This window comes from Vibrio splendidus (assembly GCF_001557875.1).
GTDB classification, from domain to species: Bacteria; Pseudomonadota; Gammaproteobacteria; order Enterobacterales; family Vibrionaceae; genus Vibrio; species Vibrio splendidus_F.
Genome location: NZ_LNRF01000006.1, coordinates 22,627 through 41,574 on the forward strand (window position 1 = coordinate 22,627; position 18,948 = coordinate 41,574).

Below are 18,948 nucleotides of genomic sequence, written 5' to 3' on the forward strand. Positions count from 1 at the left end.
AATTTCCTCTATTGCTTAAATTCCGCTACTGCAGATTTACTTTGTTCAATTAATTGGTCGGCCTGCTCTTCTTGCTGAGTTAACGCAATGAACAACAAGTCCGTAATAAAAAGCTGGCTATCACGCGCAGTGATAGATGAGCTTCGAATATGATTTTCGTCTGCCGCCGAGATAAGTTTGATATCAGCGTATTTATCTAAAGCAGAAGGGGATAACTGGCTTACCACAATCACCTTGGCCTTTTTCGATCTAGCTAGCTGTGCAACCTTCACCACTTCTCTGGTATTTCCTGAATAGGAAATTGCAACCAACACATCATTTTCAGAAAGAGAAGCGGCATTAGCAATCTGAATATGAGCATCCTGCTCTGCGTTAACAGCATGACCTATTTTCATCAGCTTATAAGCGAAATCTTTCGCAACCAGAGACGATGCACCCACCCCAGAAATCTGTATTTTATTAGCAAGATGCAGTAAATCAGCAGCTTTGCTTAGCTGTTCACCTTCATTTAATAACACGGTACGCTCAAGCGATTGTGTTTTACTTGCAAGAAGTTTGTCCATCACCGTATCAGGCGGATCTTTTCTGGTAATGGTGCCGTGTATTCCACGTTGGGATACTGGTTGGTAGGTCATATCACTCTGGTAGAGTTTCATCTTCATTTCAGAGAACCCTTTATAGCCGAGCTTCTGACTAAACTTGACGATCGTCGATTGACTCACACCCACCGCTTTAGCCAATTCAGGAGAGGAGAGCAGCTTAACTTGTTGTGGATGATCTAATACATAACGAGCCACCAGCGAATCCGATGGCGAGAGTTTTGGTAATAACGCTTTAACTTTCGCAATACCTTTCATTAAACGCCCTTCCCTCTGCCTACGCCTCGCTATCATAACGAGTTTTGTATTTTCATTGGAATAATTATTCCTTCACATTCTGCTGTTTGGAATAGCTAACACAGCCTTCTGGGATCACTGTCAAAGAAAACCATTGGTCACTATTCCACCAAGGAATAGATTTTGAAACTCATTATTCAAACTGACATTCTGAAAAAATAATAATAAACACCCTCTATCCTATTCATGCTACGGAGCTGCTATGAATTCACTATTTACTTCGCTGGACTGGGCAGTATTTGCGGTTTACTTCGCTGTTATCGCTTTTACAGGCTGGCACTTCAGTCGAACCAAAATCACGAGCACCAAAGACTATTTCTTAGGCGGTAACTCGATGCCAATGTGGGTCGTTGCCATCTCAGTACTGGCGACCTCGCAATCGGCAGCGACGTTCTTAGGTGGGCCAGAATCTAGCTACCGTGGCGATCTCACTTATCTAGCGACCAACATTGGTGGAATTATTGGGGCTGTCTTTGTCGCATTAGTACTAATACCTCGCTTCTACAAAAACAAAGTCTCTACCGTTTACGAACTGCTAAAAGTTCGTTTTGGCGAGAAAACAAAACAGCGCGCAGGTGTGATGTACTTGGTCGGTCGCATATTTGCTTCTGGTGCGCGCCTATACATGGCCGCTATCGCTGTCTCCATGATTCTATTTACCAACATTGATCCAAGCAGCGTAGTTACTTCAGTGGTCATTCTGGTTGCCGTTGGCCTTGCTTATACCTACATGGGTGGCATTCGTTCCGTTATCTGGAGCGACCTAATTCAGCTTGTGGTTTATGTCGGTGCAGCCATTGCTGTGATCATCTATTTATTGGGACAAATTCCAGCTGATTTCAACCAAATTGCGCAGGTACTGGCTAACCCTGGTGAAGGCCAAGCTTCGAAACTGACTTTATTAGATTTTAACCTCGACTTTAGCCCTGCTGGTACCTTCAGCTTTTGGGCATGTATCACGGGATTCGTGCTGTTAAACATTGGTGCGTTTGGCCTTGATCAAGACATGACTCAGCGAGTTCTAACATGTAAAGATGCCAAGCAAGGTTCAAAAGCGATGATTAACTCAATCATCTTCTCTATTCCAGTTGTGCTTGTATTTATGTCAATTGGCCTACTCTTGTATGTCTTCTACCAAAGACCTGAACTGATGGGCGTTGAAGGCAAAGAGGTTGTTCAAAATTTTAATGGCGAGAACGTCACGATTTTCATGTACTACGTGCTGAATGAAATGCCAGCAGGTCTTAGAGGCTTGGTTACTGTTGGGGTTGTTGCTGCGGCACTTTCAACACTAAATTCCGGCTTGAACTCAATGTCATCAGTGGCTATTCAGGATATCTACAAGCCTTGGCTAGAAGCTCGTAAAGGAGTACAAGATGATTTCCATTACGTGAAAGCTGGTCGATTTGGTATGGCGGCGGCAGCTGTGGCCTTAGGTAGTATGGGGATCCTGTGTTACTACTGGCAGCAGTACACTGACATGCCACTGTTGTCGTTTGCTTTGAGTGTTATGGTCTTTGCCTACACAGGATTATTGGGTGTCTACTTCACTGCAATATTCACCGAGCGCGGTAACGAAACTTCGGTCGCTCTAGCTCTAATGGCTGGCTTCTTAACCACACTGCTGATGCAAGCTTATGTTTGGGATAGCGTAATGGGCGTGATTAACGCTGATTGGGTAGGGATTCGTTTAGCTTTCCCTTATCAACTTTGTGTTGGCACATTTGTATCGTTAATCGTATGCCTTTCAGGTATGAAGCAAACTCAAGAAGTTAATAAACTACAAACGGTTTAGCCAATGATTACCCATACTTTGGCAGTCGATGGCGGTGGAACTAAAACCGCCATTAGACTCAAGCGAATATTACCAATCCTAACTGTCATCGAAGAGTGTATTTTACCAGCGACATCATTGACCTTATATGGTGAAACTGCGATCACTCAACTTACTCATTATATTGATGAAATGTTGAGTGCTAATCAGATAAAATCACAACAGTGCTATATTGTGGTTGGCGTTGCTGGCGTAGGAAACTTAGATTTAAAAGCCAAACTGCAATCAGCGTTAATCCACTGCCCGCACCTGTATGTGACGACCGATGCAGAAACTTCTGTATTTGGTGCTAACTTAGGACAAGGTGTTAACTGTATTGCGATTGGCACTGGTTCCGTTGCGATTCAATTGGATGCACACCAAAATACTCATCAAATTGGTGGCTGGGGTTTTCCGATTGGTGACCAAGGTGGTGGCGCTTGGCTTGGGTTTCGAGCAGTTCAACAAACTCTCGTTGAATTAGATAACAAGCGCACTTCTTTAACTAGTCAGCTTGTAATGCGAAAAACAGGCAACCAACGCAGCCAAATTCTACGGTGGATTGGCGAAGCTAACGCGACCGATTACGCCCAATTTGCACGAGAGCTCGTTGATATGGAGCAGCGCTGTTCAACGGCAAGTACCATATTAAAACAAGGTATTGAAGAAATAGAGAAGCTCGCACGAACATGCTCAGACTATAACTCATTACCGATTATGTTCTTAGGCAGTTTAGGACAGTTCTACCACCCTAGGCTTTCCCAAGAACTCCAAGTTCGTACCTTAAACATTCAAGGCAATGCTCTGGATGGCGCTGAAGTCATCGCAAGCCAAAAGTTCCAACAGCTTAATTTAGGAAATGAACAATGAAATCAGAGTTATATATCGGTGTGATGTCAGGGACGAGTATGGACGGTGTTGATACTGCCTTAGTGTCGATTGAAGATACGCAAATCACATTGCTTGCTCATGATGAGTTCCCAATGCCTGATGACCTCAAAGCGCGTCTGCTGGAGGTTTGTATTGGTCAGAAAACGGATTTGATTGCTATTGGTGAGCTAGACCACCAGCTTGGCCACCTGTTTGCTGATGCGGTTCTGCAACTTCTCGACAAATCAGACACACCTGCATCTTCTGTGACTGCGATTGGTAATCATGGCCAAACGGTGTTTCATCAGCCCACAGGCGAATCTCCATTTACCATGCAGCTGGGTGATGCCAACATCATTTCCGCTAAAACACAGATTCAAACCGTCGCTGATTTCAGACGTAAAGACATGGCATTAGGCGGACAAGGTGCACCGTTAGTCCCCGCCTTCCACCATACAATTTTCCACCCGCAAGACAGCTCGGTTGTGGTGTTGAATATTGGTGGTATCTCGAATATTTCAGTACTGCGCCCGAATCAGCCAACACTTGGTTATGATACAGGCCCAGGCAATATGTTGATGGACGCTTGGGTTGATAAACACACGGGCGAGAAATTTGACCGCGATGCGCAATTCGCTCTTAAGGGCCAACTCAATCAAGCTTTACTCGAACAGTTGTTAAATGAATCTTATCTATCTCAAATGCCACCGAAAAGTACCGGTAGAGAGCTGTTCAACCTACCCTGGCTAGAGCAACAGCTTACAGAATTTAAAGATCTTACGGCAGAAGATGTTCAGTGCACGCTTTGTGAATACACCGCACTGACGATAGCCAATGAAGTGGAGACTTATCGCTTGGGTGACCAGCCTGCACTGTATGTGTGTGGCGGTGGTACAAGAAACCCATTGTTGATGAAGAGATTGTCCGAACTGCTTCCAATTTGGGATGTTGACTCAACGACCAGTAAAGGCGTTGATGCCGATTACATGGAAGCGATGGCTTTTGCGTGGCTTGCTCAGCGTCATGTTCATCAACTGCCAAGCAATTTACCAGAAGTGACTGGCGCAAGCAGAGCGGCCTCTCTAGGCGTTCTCTATCGTGCTGACTAAACCATTTTAGAACCATCATTTTAGAATCACCATTTAAGGATCATTATGAGTAACGACGCTCTCATATCAGCGCTCTCGCACCTCGTTTCGGAGGGGAGAAACCCTGATACTATGGATATTGATCTGCTCACCTCTCTCGAAGTGGTTGAAAAGATTAACCAACAAGACAAACAAGTCCCACTGGCGATTGAAGCGGAACTGCCGCAGATTGCGAAAGCGGTAGATAAAATTGCTCATGCCTTTCAAAACGGTGGCCGACTGATTTATATGGGCGCAGGCACCAGTGGTCGATTAGGTGTGTTAGACGCATCAGAATGCCCACCGACTTTCGGTGTTTCAGACAAAATGGTTATCGGCCTAATTGCAGGTGGACCAGAGGCGATTTTAAAAGCCAAAGAAGGCGCAGAAGACTCGCTGACTCTCGGTATTGAAGATCTGAAAGCGATTCAATTTTCAGAAAATGATGTCGTAGTGGGTATAGCTGCCAGTGGTCGCACACCTTACGTGATTGGTGCACTCAACTATGCCAATCAGCTTGGCGCGGTGACCGTTGCATTGTCTTGTAACCCTGATTCTCCAATTGCTGAAATCGCTCAAATCGCAATTAGCCCAGTGGTTGGCCCAGAAGCATTGACGGGTTCAACACGACTCAAATCAGGTACAGCACAAAAGCTGGTGCTTAATATGCTGACGACTGCCAGCATGATTCGCATTGGTAAAAGCTACCAAAATCTGATGGTCGACGTAAAAGCGACCAATGAAAAGTTGGTTGCCCGCGCTGCTCGTATCGTTATCCAAGCAACTGAGTGCGACAAAGCACTGGCAGTCTCGACACTTAAAACGACTGATTACGATGTGAAGTTGTCTATTTTGATGATTCTAACAGGGCTAGATTTAGAATTGGCCAAGGCTCAGCTTGATAAGCAAAATGGCTTCTTAAGAAAAGCAGTCGAGAATAATCAGTAATCTGCTGATACCAATCACAGTAAGTAAGTGATCATAAATAGCGCAGGAAAAATGCTTGAGAACAAGGCAGAAATTTTCGATAAGTAGTTATTCTACAATCAAAATTTCTAACGATGTTATCGAGTGTTTTAACCAGCTAGGATGGCCAGTTATTTACTACGATTGGTATTATACTGTTGACCGTTCCTATCGCTACATACAAAAAGACCAGTGCACATGCGGTACTGGTCTTTTTAGTTTTAATTTTTTATCGCTAGCTTGGGCTTAATAGTCGTTTGAGAACTCATCCCAGCCACGTTGCCATTCCATACGGAAACGTTGAGCGTCTTCCGTACCAGAACACACGCCTTCATACACCTGACCATATAAACCAATCTGATAAGCATGGTTCGGATTACAATATTCAGTCACACCTAGGTGGTAACCTTCTGTGTAACTCGCTTGATCGACTGCACCAAGATCAGTCATCTCTGAATACGAACGCTGAGTGTGGCCTTTGATACCATCACGATAGCCAATCTCTTGCCAATTGCCTTCAGCTGCTAAATCTTGAACATTGGCGCTGCACCCTGCAAGGCTAAATGCCACGGCGAATAGTGCGATTATTTTTTTCATTTCAGTCCTTTATATTTACCTAGCCACTTCCTGACGAAGCATTGCCTTTGTGGTGATTCTCCGCTGAACACTGGTTGATGTCCACTTATGTCTATTATCTGCCACTGATATCTATTGGTTGCCGCTTAAAGCTGATAAATCACCACTTACCAGAAGCAAGACACATCTCAACATGAATAACCAACCGCTCTACAAACGTAACAAACCACTCAATCAGTTATAACACCACTTAATTGACTATTCGACCACTCACTCTCATAGCGGAAGTTTCTTCTCATACACTCCTCTAATATACACCCTGACTTAATTAATACATTCAGGGATAACAAATTATGATGTGGTTTCTTACCTGTGTTGCAGCACTCATTGGTGGCTACTTTATTTACGGTGCCTTTATCGAGAAGATCTTCGGTATCAATGAAAAGCGTCAAACACCTGCTCATACCAAGCAAGACGGCGTGGACTACGTTCCAATGTCGACGCCAAAGGTTTACCTAGTTCAGCTGCTTAACATTGCAGGTGTTGGTCCAATCTTCGGCCCTATCATGGGTGCCCTGTACGGTCCAGCAGCAATGCTTTGGATTGTACTAGGTTGTATCTTCGCAGGTGCAGTACACGACTACTTCTCAGGTATGTTATCTATCCGTAATGGCGGAGCTTCGGTTCCAACCATCACTGGACGTTACCTAGGCAATGGCGCAAAACACTTTATGAACATCTTTGCCATTGTTCTACTGCTTCTTGTTGGTGTGGTATTCGTTTCTGCTCCAGCAGGCATGATCACTAACCTAGTGAACGACCAAACTGATTTCGCGATGTCTGCAACTACGATGGTTGTTATCATCTTTGCTTACTACATCATCGCAACGATTGTCCCTGTCGATAAAATCATCGGTCGCTTCTACCCACTGTTCGGTGCACTACTTATCTTTATGTCTGTAGGCCTAATCACTGCGATTGGTCTATCTGACGAGCACCAAATCATGGGTGGCTTCGAGATGAAAGACATGTTCACCAACATGAACCCGAATGACCTACCACTTTGGCCTGCTCTATTCATCACTATCGCATGTGGTGCTATTTCTGGCTTCCACGCAACTCAGTCTCCTTTGATGGCGCGTTGTATGGAAAACGAGAAGAACGGTCGCTTCGTATTCTACGGTGCAATGATTGGTGAAGGCATCATCGCTCTAATCTGGTGTGCACTTGCTCTATCATTCTTCGGTTCAGTTGAATCTCTATCTGATGCGATTGCAAACGGTGGCCCAGGTAACGTGGTATACAGCGCTTCATTTGGTCTACTAGGTGTATTCGGCGGTATCCTTGCTTTCCTTGGTGTGGTTATTCTACCAATCACTTCTGGTGACACAGCATTCCGTTCAAGCCGTCTTATCCTTGCTGAATACTTCAACATGGAACAGAAAACACTGCGTAACCGCCTACTGATGGCTCTGCCACTGTTCGTTATCGGTGGCATCCTGACTCAAGTAGACTTCGGCATCATCTGGCGCTACTTCGGTTTTGCTAACCAATCAACAGCAGTAATGATGCTGTGGACAGCTTCAGCTTACCTACTTCGTCACAACAAACTGCACTGGGTAACTACAGTTCCAGCTGTGTTCATGACGTCTGTGTGTATCACATTCATCCTGAACAACGGCCAACTAGGCTTCGGTCTACCAATGCAAATCTCGACCATCATTGGTGTGGTGACTGCACTTGGTATTGCGGCTTACGTTATCAAGATTTCAAAAGGCAAAGGTGATATCGACCTTGCTGATGAAGAAGAGAAGGAAGCAAAAGGCGTAACCAAAACTGCCTAGTTCTTTCAGACTTTTAATAAAAGAGACACGTCTTCATAGAGAGACAAAAGAACAGCCAAACACACTTCGCTTGCTCCCGTAATCACCCAGTGATTCGTGGAAATTAAGACTAAAGCCCGTCCTCTGTGATGGGCTTTACTGTATCTCAGCATTGAGAAGCAATCGTCACTCGATATAACCAACGAAAACACAAGCAAAGCTACCGTTACCACGCAATGAGCTTTACACTTAACAAGCGTCTCAATAGGTGAAAATATGGAACTCATTCTCTCTCTGCTGCAACAAACCTGTGTCTACTTAGTGATCGCTTACATGCTAAGTAAAACTCCGTTGATTCTCCCTTTGTTGAGCATCTCTTCACGCTTAAGTCATAAAGTCAGCTGTTATGTTCTGTTTTCCCTGTTCTGCATTATGGGCACCTATTTCGGACTGCAGATTAATGACGCGATAGCCAACACTCGTGCAATGGGGGCGGTAATGGGAGGGCTGTTTGGCGGCCCTGTCGTTGGCTTTGCGGTCGGCTTTACTGGCGGGATTCATCGCTACTCATTAGGTGGCTTTACTGATTTAGCTTGTGCGATTTCAACCACAGCAGAAGGCTTGATTGGTGGCCTATTACACGTTTACCTAGTCAGAAAGAACAAAGCCAGCCAGCTGTTTAATCCATTGGTGGTTTTCTCTGTTACTTTGTTTGCAGAGATTATTCAGATGCTAATTCTGCTTGCAGTCGCCAAACCATTCGAGCAGTCCTATGCTTTGGTTTCTGATATTGCCGCGCCAATGATCATTGCTAACTCGGTCGGTGCTGCGCTGTTCATGAGTATCATCCAAGACAGGAAAACCATCTTCGAAAAGTACTCAGCGACCTTCTCACGTCGAGCACTCACTATTGCCGAACGTTCGGTGGGTATTCTACATGGCGGGTTTAATTCAGATAACGCACAAAAAATCGTACGTATCGTTTACGAAGAGACCAATGTTGGGGCGGTAGCGATCACCGACCGAGAAAAAATCCTCGCGTTCGTTGGCATTGGCGATGAACACCATATTCCAAATACCCCTATTTCATCACAAAGCACGCTCACTTCGATGGAACAGAACGACATCATCTACCTTGATGGCAAAGAGAACCCATACCAATGCTCCCTGTCGCAGGATTGTAAGTTGGGCTCGGCTCTGATTATTCCACTGCGCGCGGGTAACGAAGTGGTCGGCACCATCAAACTGTATGAGCCTAAGCTGAAGCTATTTTCAACCATCAACATGTCGATGGCTGAAGGTATTGCTCAACTATTGTCGAGTCAGATCCTGTTCAGCAACTATCAGCAACAACAAACCCTGCTTACCCAAGCTGAAATCAAACTACTGCACGCTCAAGTGAACCCACACTTCTTGTTCAATGCGCTTAATACTATCAGCGCAGTAACACGTCGTGACCCTGATAAAGCGCGAGAGCTTATTCAGCACCTATCTCACTTCTTTAGAAGCAACCTTAAGCAGAACATCAACACTGTGAAACTTAAAGACGAGCTGGCACACGTCAATGCGTATCTCACCATTGAAAAGGCGCGTTTTACCGACCGGTTAGAAGTGGAATGGGATATCGACCCACAGTTATACGAGTCACAACTACCAAGCTTTACCCTGCAACCATTGGTTGAGAACGCCATCAAGCATGGCATTTCGAACATGCTAGAAGGTGGCACAGTGAAGATCTATAGCGAGGCTTTCGAGGGTGGATTCAAGTTAACCGTTGAAGACAACGCGGGTAATTACCAAAAGCCATCTCAGGATCATGTAGGATTAGGGATGGAAATTGTTGATAAACGACTCACTAATTTCTTTGGACAAGATTCAGCACTAAAAATAGAATCTCAACCACAGCAATTTACTCGAATGAGCTTTATCATACCTATACTAAAATAATTGTGTTTTCATAGATGTTAGCTCCCCAGTAGTAACATTTAGCAGACATTAAAAAGATAAGCGTGAATCAAGCAGGGATGGCACAAAAATGAAGATTGTAGGATGTTAAAAGCATTAGTTATCGATGATGAGCTTTTTGCTCGCGAAGAACTGATTGAACTTCTGACAGAAACCGGAGAAGTCGAAGTCATTGGTCAAGCGAGTAACGCAATTGAAGGACTTAAGCAGATCAACCTTCTCAAGCCTGATGTGGTGTATTTGGACATTCAAATGCCTCAGGTCACCGGTATTGAATTGTTGAGTATGCTTGACCCGGAAACCATGCCCTACGTGGTATTCGTCACCGCCTACGACCAATATGCTATTCAAGCCTTTGAAGATAATGCTTTTGATTACCTACTTAAGCCAGTCGAGCCTTGTCGATTAAACAAGAGCGTTTGTCGCCTGAATAAGGTCATCAAACAAAATCAGAAAGCACCAGAACAAAACATCTCAGCGATTGCTCCCTGTCACTTAGAGCAGATCCCGTGTATCGGTCATAACCGCATTGTGATCATGGCAAGCCAAACGGTCGAGTGCGCTTATTCCGATATCAGTGGTGTGCATGTTCGTAGCTCATCGCAAACCGCGACCTCACAGTTAACGCTAAAGATCTTGGAAGAAAAAACTGATTTGATCCGCTGTCATCGACAGTATTTGATCAACATAAAATCGATCCAAGAGATCAAACTGTTAGAGAATGGATTAGCGGAGATCATTACCCTAACTGGCTTTGAAGTGCCTGTTAGCCGTCGCTACTTAAAGACTTTAAAAGAGCAACTCGGTCTCCAGTAACGCGTTAGAAGTTCGACGCCTAGTTCCAAAGCACGATCAAAAAAGCCAACGTATCAACGTTGGCTTCCTGCTGTTTACAAATCAATAGTGTTTACAAATCGATAGTGTTACGAATCGCTAATATCACGAATCGATGGTGTCACCAGTCAATAGAGATCAGTCGACTTGCTTAATCTGCAGCTCTTTAGGTACTTCGAAGAACATGTTCTCTTCGCGACCTTGAATCTCTTCAACGTCAGTCGCACCTAGTTCGCGGATACGATCTAGAATTTGATTTACTAACTCTTCAGGAGCAGAAGCACCGGCTGTTACACCGATTTTCTTTTTGCCTTCAACCCACTCGGTTTGAATGTCTTCAGGACAATCAGTTAGGTAGCCTGGCGTACCTAGCTTCTCAGCCAGCTCTTTTAGACGAGTTGAGTTAGATGAGTTCTTAGAACCAACAACAATCACTACATCAACGTCATTCGCCATCTCACGCACGGCGTCTTGACGGTTTTGAGTCGCGTAACAGATGTCGTCTTTACGAGGGCCTTGAATCTCAGGGAATACACGACGTAGCTCTTCAATTACATCTGCTGTTTCATCAACTGATAGCGTAGTTTGGCTAACGTAGTGCAGGTTACTCGGATCGTTCACTACTAGGTTTTGCACGTCCTCTGGCCTCTCAACCAAGTACATACCACCCGTTTGGCTCGCGTATTGACCCATAGTACCTTCAACTTCAGGGTGACCCGCGTGACCAATCAGTACTACTTCCATATGTTTGCGGCTCGCACGAGCAACCTCCATATGAACTTTAGTCACCAAAGGACATGTCGCATCAAATACCGTTAACTCACGCTCTTTCGCTTCTTTACGAACCGCTTGAGAAACACCGTGAGCCGAGAAGATCACGATGTTGTCGTCTGGCACTTCACTCAGTTCTTCGACAAAAATAGCACCACGCTGCTTGAGCCCCTCAACAACAAAGCGGTTGTGTACCACTTCATGGCGAACATAGATCGGTGGCTGATACATTTCGAGTGCACGCTCTACGATGCTGATCGCACGATCGACACCGGCACAAAAGCCACGAGGGTTAGCTAACATTATTTTCATTTCATTGCTCATCATTTATCGCGGTACTAAGGTTGTTTCTATAGAGTTCGCCGTCAGCGAGGTTCGCATTCTACAGTGAAGCGTCTAGACAGTGAAGCTCTGGGTGACATCACAGCTGTAAGGCTATCTTGTTCTAGCGTGAAGACAACAATTCTAACGTTAAAATAGTTATTCTACCGCTAAGATGTTGACGTCAAACGTAACGTCTTGGCCAGCAAGTGGGTGGTTAAAATCAACCGTCACTGAATCACCTGCGATTTCAGTAATAATACCTGGAATTTCCATACCGTCAGGACCTGAGAATGCCATGATAGTGCCCACTTCAACTTCAGAGTCGCCAACAAACTTAGCACGATCCATATAGTGAATATGATCTGGGTTTGGCATACCAAACGCGTCTTCCGCTTTCAGTTCGATAGACTTTTCAGTGCCGGCTTCAAGTCCAAGTAAGCACGCTTCAAAGTTCTCACTTAGGCTGCTATCGCCCATGACGAACTTCGCTGGCTTGCCCATATTTTCCGTACTATCGGCAACTGAACCATCCTTCATTTTAATCGTAAAATGTAGAGTTACTGCTGAATCATTTTTAATTGCTGCCACGTTACTTTCCTTAGATTTCTTTATTATTTGAGGATGCATTGTGCTTTGCTTCCTTGTTGACTGAAGCATAAAAAAAAGCGCCGTCGGAATCAACCGACAGCGCTTAGGGCTATTCTATTCTGTGAGTCATAGACTGACTTTGAGGCAAGCTATTTGCTTTCTTCTTTCTTACGGAAACCATCTAAGATGATCATCGCAGCACCGATACAGATTCCCATATCCGCTAAGTTAAATGCAGGCCAGTGGTAAGTGCCCCAGTAGAAGTCTAAGTAATCGACAACAAAGCCATGTACGACTCGGTCAAACACATTACCTACTGCACCACCAATGATGATCGCATAAGCAATGTTATTCCACTTCTCTGCTGCTGGTAGTTTGCTCATCCAGTACGTCAGCATACCTGTTACCGCAAATGCGATACCCGTAAATAACCAACGCTGCCAACCACTTTGATCACTCAAGAAGCTAAACGCTGCACCGTAGTTATGCACGTACAAAAAGTTAAAGAATGGCAGCACCTCAATACGGTTTGCCCAGCCGTAACCCATATTGTCCATGACAAAGAGTTTAATGCCGATATCAGCTAAGAAGACCAATAGAGCCAGCCATAACCAACGTACACCAGATTGTTTTAACGAAACTTCACTCATTTCTATTCCTAGTATTTACGAAATTGGTATTCATTGTTAGTCACCTTACGTGACCTTGATTACCAACTTGGTTAAACACATTTCCTATAACTAAAAATAACCCCAGTTGATACTGGGGCTATGATTTTTACAAAAAGTTCAGTCTTTCTCTGAGTCGTTATGCGAACTTACGCACTTCGCCTTCACCGTCGATGTTCGACACACAACGACCACAAACTTTCTCGTGACCTTCGATAGTGCCTACATCTGGAGTGTGGTGCCAGCAACGGTCACACTTCTCAGCTTCAGTAGCCGCAACTTCAACGAATAGACCAGCAACGTCTGTCGCTTGAGCTGCATCAGACTTCTCGCTCAGTGGCTTAACAACAGCTGCAGAAGTGATAAGTACGAAACGTAGCTCATCTTCTAGCTTGTTGATTTTCGCCGCTAGTGCATCGTCAGCGTATAGAGTAACTTCAGCTTGCAGTGCACCACCGATCGTTTTCTCTTTACGAGCATCTTCAAGAAGCTTGTTCACTGCGCCACGAACAGACTGGATTTCAGTCCAGAATTCGTTACTTAGCTCTTCGCCTTCAGCAAGACCAAACAGACCTTCGAACCACTCACCTGTGAATACGAACGTGTCGCGCTCACCCGGCATTTCATTCCAGATTTCATCTGCAGTGAACGACATGATAGGTGCCATCCAACGAACTAGAGCTTCTACGATGTAGTAAAGCGCAGTCTGACAGCTACGTTGAGCATGGCTGCCCTGCTTCGCTGTGTACTGACGGTCTTTGATTACGTCTAGGTAGAAAGAACCCATTTCGATAGAACAGAACTGCATTAGACGTTGAGTCACACCGTGAGTGTTGTACTCGCCGTATGCTTTAACAATCTCTTCTTGTGCAGCTTGAGCACGGCCAACAGCCCAGCGATCAAGTGCAACCATCTCTTCAGCAGGTACTAGGTCAGTTTCAGGGTTGAAACCGTTCAAGTTCGCTAGGAAGAAACGAGCTGTGTTACGAATACGACGGTAAGCATCCGCTGAACGCTTCAGGATTTCATCAGAAACCGCAACTTCACCTGTGTAGTCTGTAGAAGCAACCCATAGACGCAGGATATCTGCACCTAGCTTGTTGGTTACGTCTTTAGGAGCAACAACGTTACCGATAGATTTAGACATCTTACGGCCGTTACCATCAACCACGAAACCGTGAGTTAGTACTTGCTTGTACGGTGCTTCGTCTTTCATCGCGATAGATGAAATTAGAGAAGACTGGAACCAGCCACGGTGTTGGTCTGAACCTTCAAGGTAAAGATCAGCACTGTGAGTACGCTCTTCGTTCGGGAAGTTGTACTCTTCACGAGAATCAACAACAGAGAAGTGCGTAACACCTGAGTCGAACCATACGTCTAGCGTATCCATTACTTTTTCGTACTTATCAGCGTCTTCTGCGCCCATAAGTTCAGCAGCGTCTACATCCCACCAAGCTTGAATGCCTTTCTCTTCAACTAGCTTCGCTACTTTTTCAATAAGTGCAGGGCTTTCTGGGTGAAGTTCTGCTGTTTCTTTATGAACGAACAGAGCAATTGGCACACCCCAAGTACGTTGACGAGAGATACACCACTCAGGGCGACCTTCAACCATACCTTCGATACGGCTTTGACCCCATTCAGGCAACCACTCAACACTCTTGATTGACTCTAGTGCTTTAGCACGTAGGCCAGCTTGATCCATAGAGATGAACCATTGTGGTGTTGCGCGGAAGATGATCGGAGTTTTGTGTCTCCAACAATGTGGGTAGCTGTGCTCGTAAGCGTGGTGATGCAGAAGTGCACCTTTCTCTTTTAGAACTTCTAAAACAGAGTCGTTCGCTTTGAATACGTGCTGACCAGCAAATAGCTCAGTATCTGGCAGGTAAACGCCGTTTGAACCAACTGGGTTAGCGATTTCTAGATTGTACTTCTTACCAACCACGAAATCCTCTTGACCGTGGCCAGGCGCAGTGTGAACCACACCAGTACCTGAATCCGTTGTTACGTGGTCGCCAAGAACAGCAGGAACAGTAAAACCGTAGAACGGGTGGTTGAACTGAGAAAGCTCAAGATCAGCACCAGTAGCAAAGCCAAGGTTATGGAAATGCTCGATACCTGCACGGTCCATTACGTCTTTTGCTAGTTCAGAAGCAACAACGATACGTTGAGCAGGCTGATCGCCATTCGCTTCAACTTGGATAAGCACGTATTCAAGATCATCACGTAGACATACTGCGCGGTTCGCTGGCAGAGTCCATGGTGTTGTCGTCCAGATAACGATAGAAATTTCGCCTTGACCCGCATGACCTTCAGCTAGAGTAAATTTCTCTAGAAGCGCCGCTTCGTCAGCTGCAGTAAATTTCACATCGATAGATGGAGAAACTTTATCTTTGTATTCAACTTCAGCTTCAGCCAGAGCAGAACCACAGTCAGTACACCAGTGAACTGGTTTGAAACCTTTAAGAAGGTGACCTTTATCTGCGATTTTGCCTAGAGAACGAATGATGTTCGCTTCTGTACCGAAATCCATAGTGCGGTAAGGTTTGTCCCACTCGCCCATGATGCCAAGACGTTTGAAGCTCTCTTTCTGACCTTCAACTTGACCCGCAGCGTACTTACGACACTCTTCGCGGAATTCAGCAGCCGAAATCTTCTGACCAGGCTTACCTTTCTTCTTCTCAACCATTAGCTCGATTGGAAGACCGTGACAGTCCCAACCAGGGATGTACGGTGCATCAAAACCAGAAAGGGTCTTAGATTTGATAATAATGTCTTTAAGAATCTTATTCAGCGCGTGGCCAATGTGAATGTCGCCGTTCGCGTATGGAGGGCCATCATGCAGTACGAAAGATTTTTTACCTTTCTTTGCCTTACGGATTTCGCCGTAAAGATCTTCTTTGTACCAACGCTTCAGCATTTCTGGCTCACGATTTGCCAGATTGCCGCGCATTGGGAACCCTGTTTCTGGTAAGTTCAGGGTATCTTTATAATCACTCATCGATTCTTAATTCCGTTATATTGGGCGAAGTTAGACATTATGTTAATCGGTGGAATCATCCGATTAATTCTTTAGCTGAAGCAGCCACACCCTTGCGGCTTCAGCATCCAATTCTATTTGATTCTTTAGTGCGTCGAACGATTCAAATTTTATCTCGTCGCGCAGTTTGTGCAAAAGTCGTACTTCTAACTGTTTACCATATAAATTGGCTTTAAAGTCAAAAAAGTGCACTTCTAATTGCTGCCTTACCCCATTAACTGTTGGTCGTTGTCCAATATTAGCAACGCCACCGACAGGAACACCGTCGATATCCAATGCTTCAACAACATACACTCCCGATACAGGAGAAACACAACGCTTTAATGGAATATTAGCGGTAGGGAAACCGATAGTTCTCCCTAGTTTTCGACCATGGGACACTCGACCACTAATACTGTAATCACGTCCTAACATGGTAGCACTTGCAGCCAAGTCATCGACCGCTAATGCATTTCGTATCTCAGTACTACTTACTCGTAATTGGTTTAAGCAATAGCTTTGGGTGCTTACCACCTCAAAACCGTACTTCTCGCCCGCCTCTTTGAGCATAGCGAAATTACCAGTGCGACCTTTACCAAAGCAAAAATCGTCACCAACCACCAAGAACTTCACACCAAGCTTATCAACCAAAAGATCCTTAATGAATGCTTCTGCAGATAAACTTGCAAAATACTGATTAAAATTAACACACAATAAGCGACTGATATCTAGCTTACTCAGTTGCACGTATTTGTCTCGTAAACGAGTTAAACGTGCTGGCGCTCTATCTCGGGCAAACAGCTCCATAGGCTGCGGTTCAAACGTCATAACAACAGAAGGTAGCCCTAGTGCTGCAGCTTGTTTAGAAACCTGACTCAGAACCTCTTGATGTCCTAAATGAACACCATCGAAGTTACCTATGGTTAATACACAGCCATGATGCTGCGCTTTAATATTGTGTATACCTCGGATCAGTTCCATTATGATCAGCTAAAACCTGTTATTTGCATCATTTATTGTGTGAAACCGACGGATTATATACTAATCAGTATTAATCTGTCGCTGCTTTTAAATGTTTTACTCGGATACCTAAAACCAGTACCGAAACAATATAAACAAAGCCACCAAGTCCAATCAAGCCTGTTAGCATCAGCGCTCTCTGACTAAAGCTCCATTCAAGCCACTGTTGCATATTATCTAGCTGCCACAAAATAGCCGCAACCATCACGCCACCAGAGACAATTAACTTCGCGCAGAACAACAAAGTCGTCTTCGTTAATTTGTAGACACCTGCGAGGTGTAAACCACGATATAACAAGGCCATATTCACAAAGGCTGACAGTGCCGTCGCAATCGCCAAACCCACATAACCATAGAAATAAGCAAAGATCGCGTTAAACACCATATTGGTCACCATTGCGATAATGCCGTACTTAACCGGTGTTTTGGTATCTTGGCGCGAGTAATAACCTGGGGCTAACACTTTAATCAACATGAAGTTAAGCAAGCCTGACGCGTAAGCTACCAATGACATCGACGCCTGCTGTACATCATGTGGAGAAAACTCACCGCGCATGAATAACACCATCAGCATTGGTTTAGCTAAAACGATAAGACCTAACATCGCAGGAATACCAAGCAGCAAAACCATGCGCACGCCCCAGTCCATGGTATGCGCGAATCCTTCCCCTTGAGCATCTACGTGTTTACGAGATAAAGCAGGAAGAATCACGGTCGCAATCGCGATACCGAATAAACCGAGAGGAAATTCAAGCAGTCGGTCTGAGTAGTACAACCAACTGATAGAGCCTGTTGCGAGGAAGCTGGCGATAAAGGTATCAAACAATAAGTTGATTTGACTGACCGATACACCGAACAAAGCTGGGATCATTAATGTGCGGATCTTAACTACACCCGGATCTCTCCAGCCCCACTTCGGCTTAACCAACACACCCGCTTTGATCAAGAAAGGCATTTGGAAAAGAAATTGGACTAAGCCACCAAGAAACACACCAATGGCTAAACCAATTTCTGGTTGTTCTAAATTAGGAGAGATAAACCATGCAGCGCCGATGATCATCACGTTCAAGAACACTGGAGTAAAAGAAGAGACCGCAAACTTACCTAATGTATTAAGAATGGCCCCAGATAAAGCTACGAAGGTGATGAACCACAAATAAGGAAAGGTAATCTTGAGCATAAGGCTCGCTAGCTCAAATTTTGGCGCTGATGGGCCATCATTTAGCCAGTCGATAAACCAACCCGCACCAAACATCGCGGTGATCACGCCAGAGCCCAATACCCCGATAACGGTGACGATAGACACTAAAACTCCGAGCGTACCCGATACTTTGGCAATTAAATCTCGAGTCTTATCTTTATCACCTGCTGCGTGATATTCCGTTAATACAGGAACAAACGCTTGAGAAAACGCACCTTCTGCAAAAAGTCGACGTAAGAAATTAGGAATTTTATTAGCGAAGAAGAATACGTCAGCACTCGCTCCAGCCCCCATCAAATTTGCTACTACTACATCACGTACTAGCCCCAACACACGGGAAACAAAAGTCATTGCACTGACAATCAGGCCTGACTTTAATAGTCGTTTACTCACAGAAACCTCTGACACTGGTTGATTACTTTCAAGCGAGGATAAATACTATCCTATCCTAAGAAGCATATTTATTAGCATTGGTCTAAAAATGCTGTTA

At 44.8% G+C, this 18,948-nt stretch carries 15 protein-coding genes; 7 read left to right on the forward strand and 8 right to left on the reverse strand.

The genetic code is table 11. From position 1 onward, the window contains the following. Positions 1 to 8: 8 nt before the first annotated feature. Positions 9 to 857, reverse strand: a complete 849-nt coding sequence (locus ATB74_RS14690; RefSeq protein WP_061019020.1) for a MurR/RpiR family transcriptional regulator — start codon at positions 855 to 857, stop codon at positions 9 to 11. 241 nt (positions 858 to 1,098) lie between these two features. Between ATB74_RS14690 and ATB74_RS14695 the strand changes: the two genes are divergently transcribed. Genes ATB74_RS14695 through murQ form a run of 4 tightly spaced genes read left to right on the forward strand, consistent with a single transcriptional unit; the run spans position 1,099 to position 5,654 of the window. Further along, the gene (locus ATB74_RS14695) at positions 1,099 to 2,691 is read left to right on the forward strand and encodes a sodium:solute symporter (RefSeq protein ID WP_061019021.1); all 1,593 of its coding nucleotides are present in this window, start codon (positions 1,099 to 1,101) and stop codon (positions 2,689 to 2,691) included. A gap of 3 nt (positions 2,692 to 2,694) precedes the next feature. Next, positions 2,695 to 3,579 (forward strand): BadF/BadG/BcrA/BcrD ATPase family protein, encoded by an 885-nt coding sequence (locus tag ATB74_RS14700; protein WP_061019022.1) that lies wholly within the window; start codon positions 2,695 to 2,697, stop codon positions 3,577 to 3,579. Next, positions 3,576 to 4,688, forward strand: a complete 1,113-nt coding sequence (locus ATB74_RS14705) for an anhydro-N-acetylmuramic acid kinase (RefSeq protein ID WP_061019023.1) — start codon at positions 3,576 to 3,578, stop codon at positions 4,686 to 4,688. Before ATB74_RS14700 ends, ATB74_RS14705 begins: the two co-directional genes overlap by 4 nt. Before the next feature lie 45 nt (positions 4,689 to 4,733). Next, entirely contained in the window at positions 4,734 to 5,654 is a 921-nt protein-coding gene (gene murQ, locus ATB74_RS14710; protein ID WP_048658073.1) for an N-acetylmuramic acid 6-phosphate etherase, read from the forward strand. A 264-nt stretch (positions 5,655 to 5,918) separates the two neighbouring features. Here murQ and ATB74_RS14715 read toward each other — a convergent pair whose 3' ends face one another. Next, positions 5,919 to 6,269: a DUF2799 domain-containing protein gene (locus ATB74_RS14715; RefSeq protein ID WP_061019024.1), complete on the reverse strand. Its 351-nt coding sequence runs from the start codon at positions 6,267 to 6,269 to the stop codon at positions 5,919 to 5,921. A gap of 332 nt (positions 6,270 to 6,601) precedes the next feature. Between ATB74_RS14715 and ATB74_RS14720 the strand changes: the two genes are divergently transcribed. The 3 genes from ATB74_RS14720 to btsR all read left to right on the forward strand — a co-directional run bounded on the left by ATB74_RS14720 (position 6,602) and on the right by btsR (position 10,852). Then, positions 6,602 to 8,092: a carbon starvation CstA family protein gene (locus tag ATB74_RS14720; RefSeq protein ID WP_061019025.1), complete on the forward strand. Its 1,491-nt coding sequence runs from the start codon at positions 6,602 to 6,604 to the stop codon at positions 8,090 to 8,092. A gap of 255 nt (positions 8,093 to 8,347) precedes the next feature. Further along, positions 8,348 to 10,018, forward strand: coding sequence for a sensor histidine kinase (locus tag ATB74_RS14725; protein ID WP_061019026.1), 1,671 nt, complete (start codon positions 8,348 to 8,350; stop codon positions 10,016 to 10,018). A 102-nt stretch (positions 10,019 to 10,120) separates the two neighbouring features. After that, on the forward strand, positions 10,121 to 10,852 hold the full coding sequence (gene btsR / locus ATB74_RS14730) for a two-component system response regulator BtsR (RefSeq protein WP_061019027.1): 732 nt from the start codon (positions 10,121 to 10,123) through the stop codon (positions 10,850 to 10,852). A 156-nt stretch (positions 10,853 to 11,008) separates the two neighbouring features. Here the strand turns inward: btsR and ispH are convergent, their stop codons facing one another. The 6 genes from ispH to murJ all read right to left on the reverse strand — a co-directional run bounded on the left by ispH (position 11,009) and on the right by murJ (position 18,851). Further along, positions 11,009 to 11,965: a 4-hydroxy-3-methylbut-2-enyl diphosphate reductase gene (gene ispH / locus ATB74_RS14735; RefSeq protein ID WP_029235087.1), complete on the reverse strand. Its 957-nt coding sequence runs from the start codon at positions 11,963 to 11,965 to the stop codon at positions 11,009 to 11,011. Positions 11,966 to 12,121: 156 nt separating this feature from the next. Then, positions 12,122 to 12,553 (reverse strand): FKBP-type peptidyl-prolyl cis-trans isomerase, encoded by a 432-nt coding sequence (fkpB, locus tag ATB74_RS14740; RefSeq protein ID WP_155645152.1) that lies wholly within the window; start codon positions 12,551 to 12,553, stop codon positions 12,122 to 12,124. A 149-nt stretch (positions 12,554 to 12,702) separates the two neighbouring features. Further along, positions 12,703 to 13,203: a signal peptidase II gene (gene lspA, locus ATB74_RS14745; protein ID WP_060983076.1), complete on the reverse strand. Its 501-nt coding sequence runs from the start codon at positions 13,201 to 13,203 to the stop codon at positions 12,703 to 12,705. Between the two features lie 157 nt (positions 13,204 to 13,360). Beyond that, positions 13,361 to 16,219 (reverse strand): isoleucine--tRNA ligase, encoded by a 2,859-nt coding sequence (gene ileS, locus ATB74_RS14750; RefSeq protein WP_060983075.1) that lies wholly within the window; start codon positions 16,217 to 16,219, stop codon positions 13,361 to 13,363. Positions 16,220 to 16,282: 63 nt separating this feature from the next. Beyond that, positions 16,283 to 17,218: a bifunctional riboflavin kinase/FAD synthetase gene (gene ribF / locus ATB74_RS14755; RefSeq protein WP_017062867.1), complete on the reverse strand. Its 936-nt coding sequence runs from the start codon at positions 17,216 to 17,218 to the stop codon at positions 16,283 to 16,285. Between the two features lie 70 nt (positions 17,219 to 17,288). Further along, complete coding sequence (murJ, locus tag ATB74_RS14760; RefSeq protein ID WP_060983102.1) at positions 17,289 to 18,851, reverse strand: murein biosynthesis integral membrane protein MurJ; 1,563 nt, start codon at positions 18,849 to 18,851, stop codon at positions 17,289 to 17,291. Positions 18,852 to 18,948 lie beyond the last annotated feature (97 nt).

Coding starts and splice junctions, on each gene's coding strand:
- ATB74_RS14690 (WP_061019020.1), bottom strand. CDS start 857: ATGAAAGGTATTGCGAAAGTTAAAGCGTTATTACCAAAACTCTCGCCA.
- ATB74_RS14695 (WP_061019021.1), top strand. CDS start 1,099: ATGAATTCACTATTTACTTCGCTGGACTGGGCAGTATTTGCGGTTTAC.
- ATB74_RS14700 (WP_061019022.1), top strand. CDS start 2,695: ATGATTACCCATACTTTGGCAGTCGATGGCGGTGGAACTAAAACCGCC.
- ATB74_RS14705 (WP_061019023.1), top strand. CDS start 3,576: ATGAAATCAGAGTTATATATCGGTGTGATGTCAGGGACGAGTATGGAC.
- murQ (WP_048658073.1), top strand. CDS start 4,734: ATGAGTAACGACGCTCTCATATCAGCGCTCTCGCACCTCGTTTCGGAG.
- ATB74_RS14715 (WP_061019024.1), bottom strand. CDS start 6,269: ATGAAAAAAATAATCGCACTATTCGCCGTGGCATTTAGCCTTGCAGGG.
- ATB74_RS14720 (WP_061019025.1), top strand. CDS start 6,602: ATGATGTGGTTTCTTACCTGTGTTGCAGCACTCATTGGTGGCTACTTT.
- ATB74_RS14725 (WP_061019026.1), top strand. CDS start 8,348: ATGGAACTCATTCTCTCTCTGCTGCAACAAACCTGTGTCTACTTAGTG.
- btsR (WP_061019027.1), top strand. CDS start 10,121: ATGTTAAAAGCATTAGTTATCGATGATGAGCTTTTTGCTCGCGAAGAA.
- ispH (WP_029235087.1), bottom strand. CDS start 11,965: ATGAGCAATGAAATGAAAATAATGTTAGCTAACCCTCGTGGCTTTTGT.
- lspA (WP_060983076.1), bottom strand. CDS start 13,203: ATGAGTGAAGTTTCGTTAAAACAATCTGGTGTACGTTGGTTATGGCTG.
- ileS (WP_060983075.1), bottom strand. CDS start 16,219: ATGAGTGATTATAAAGATACCCTGAACTTACCAGAAACAGGGTTCCCA.
- ribF (WP_017062867.1), bottom strand. CDS start 17,218: ATGGAACTGATCCGAGGTATACACAATATTAAAGCGCAGCATCATGGC.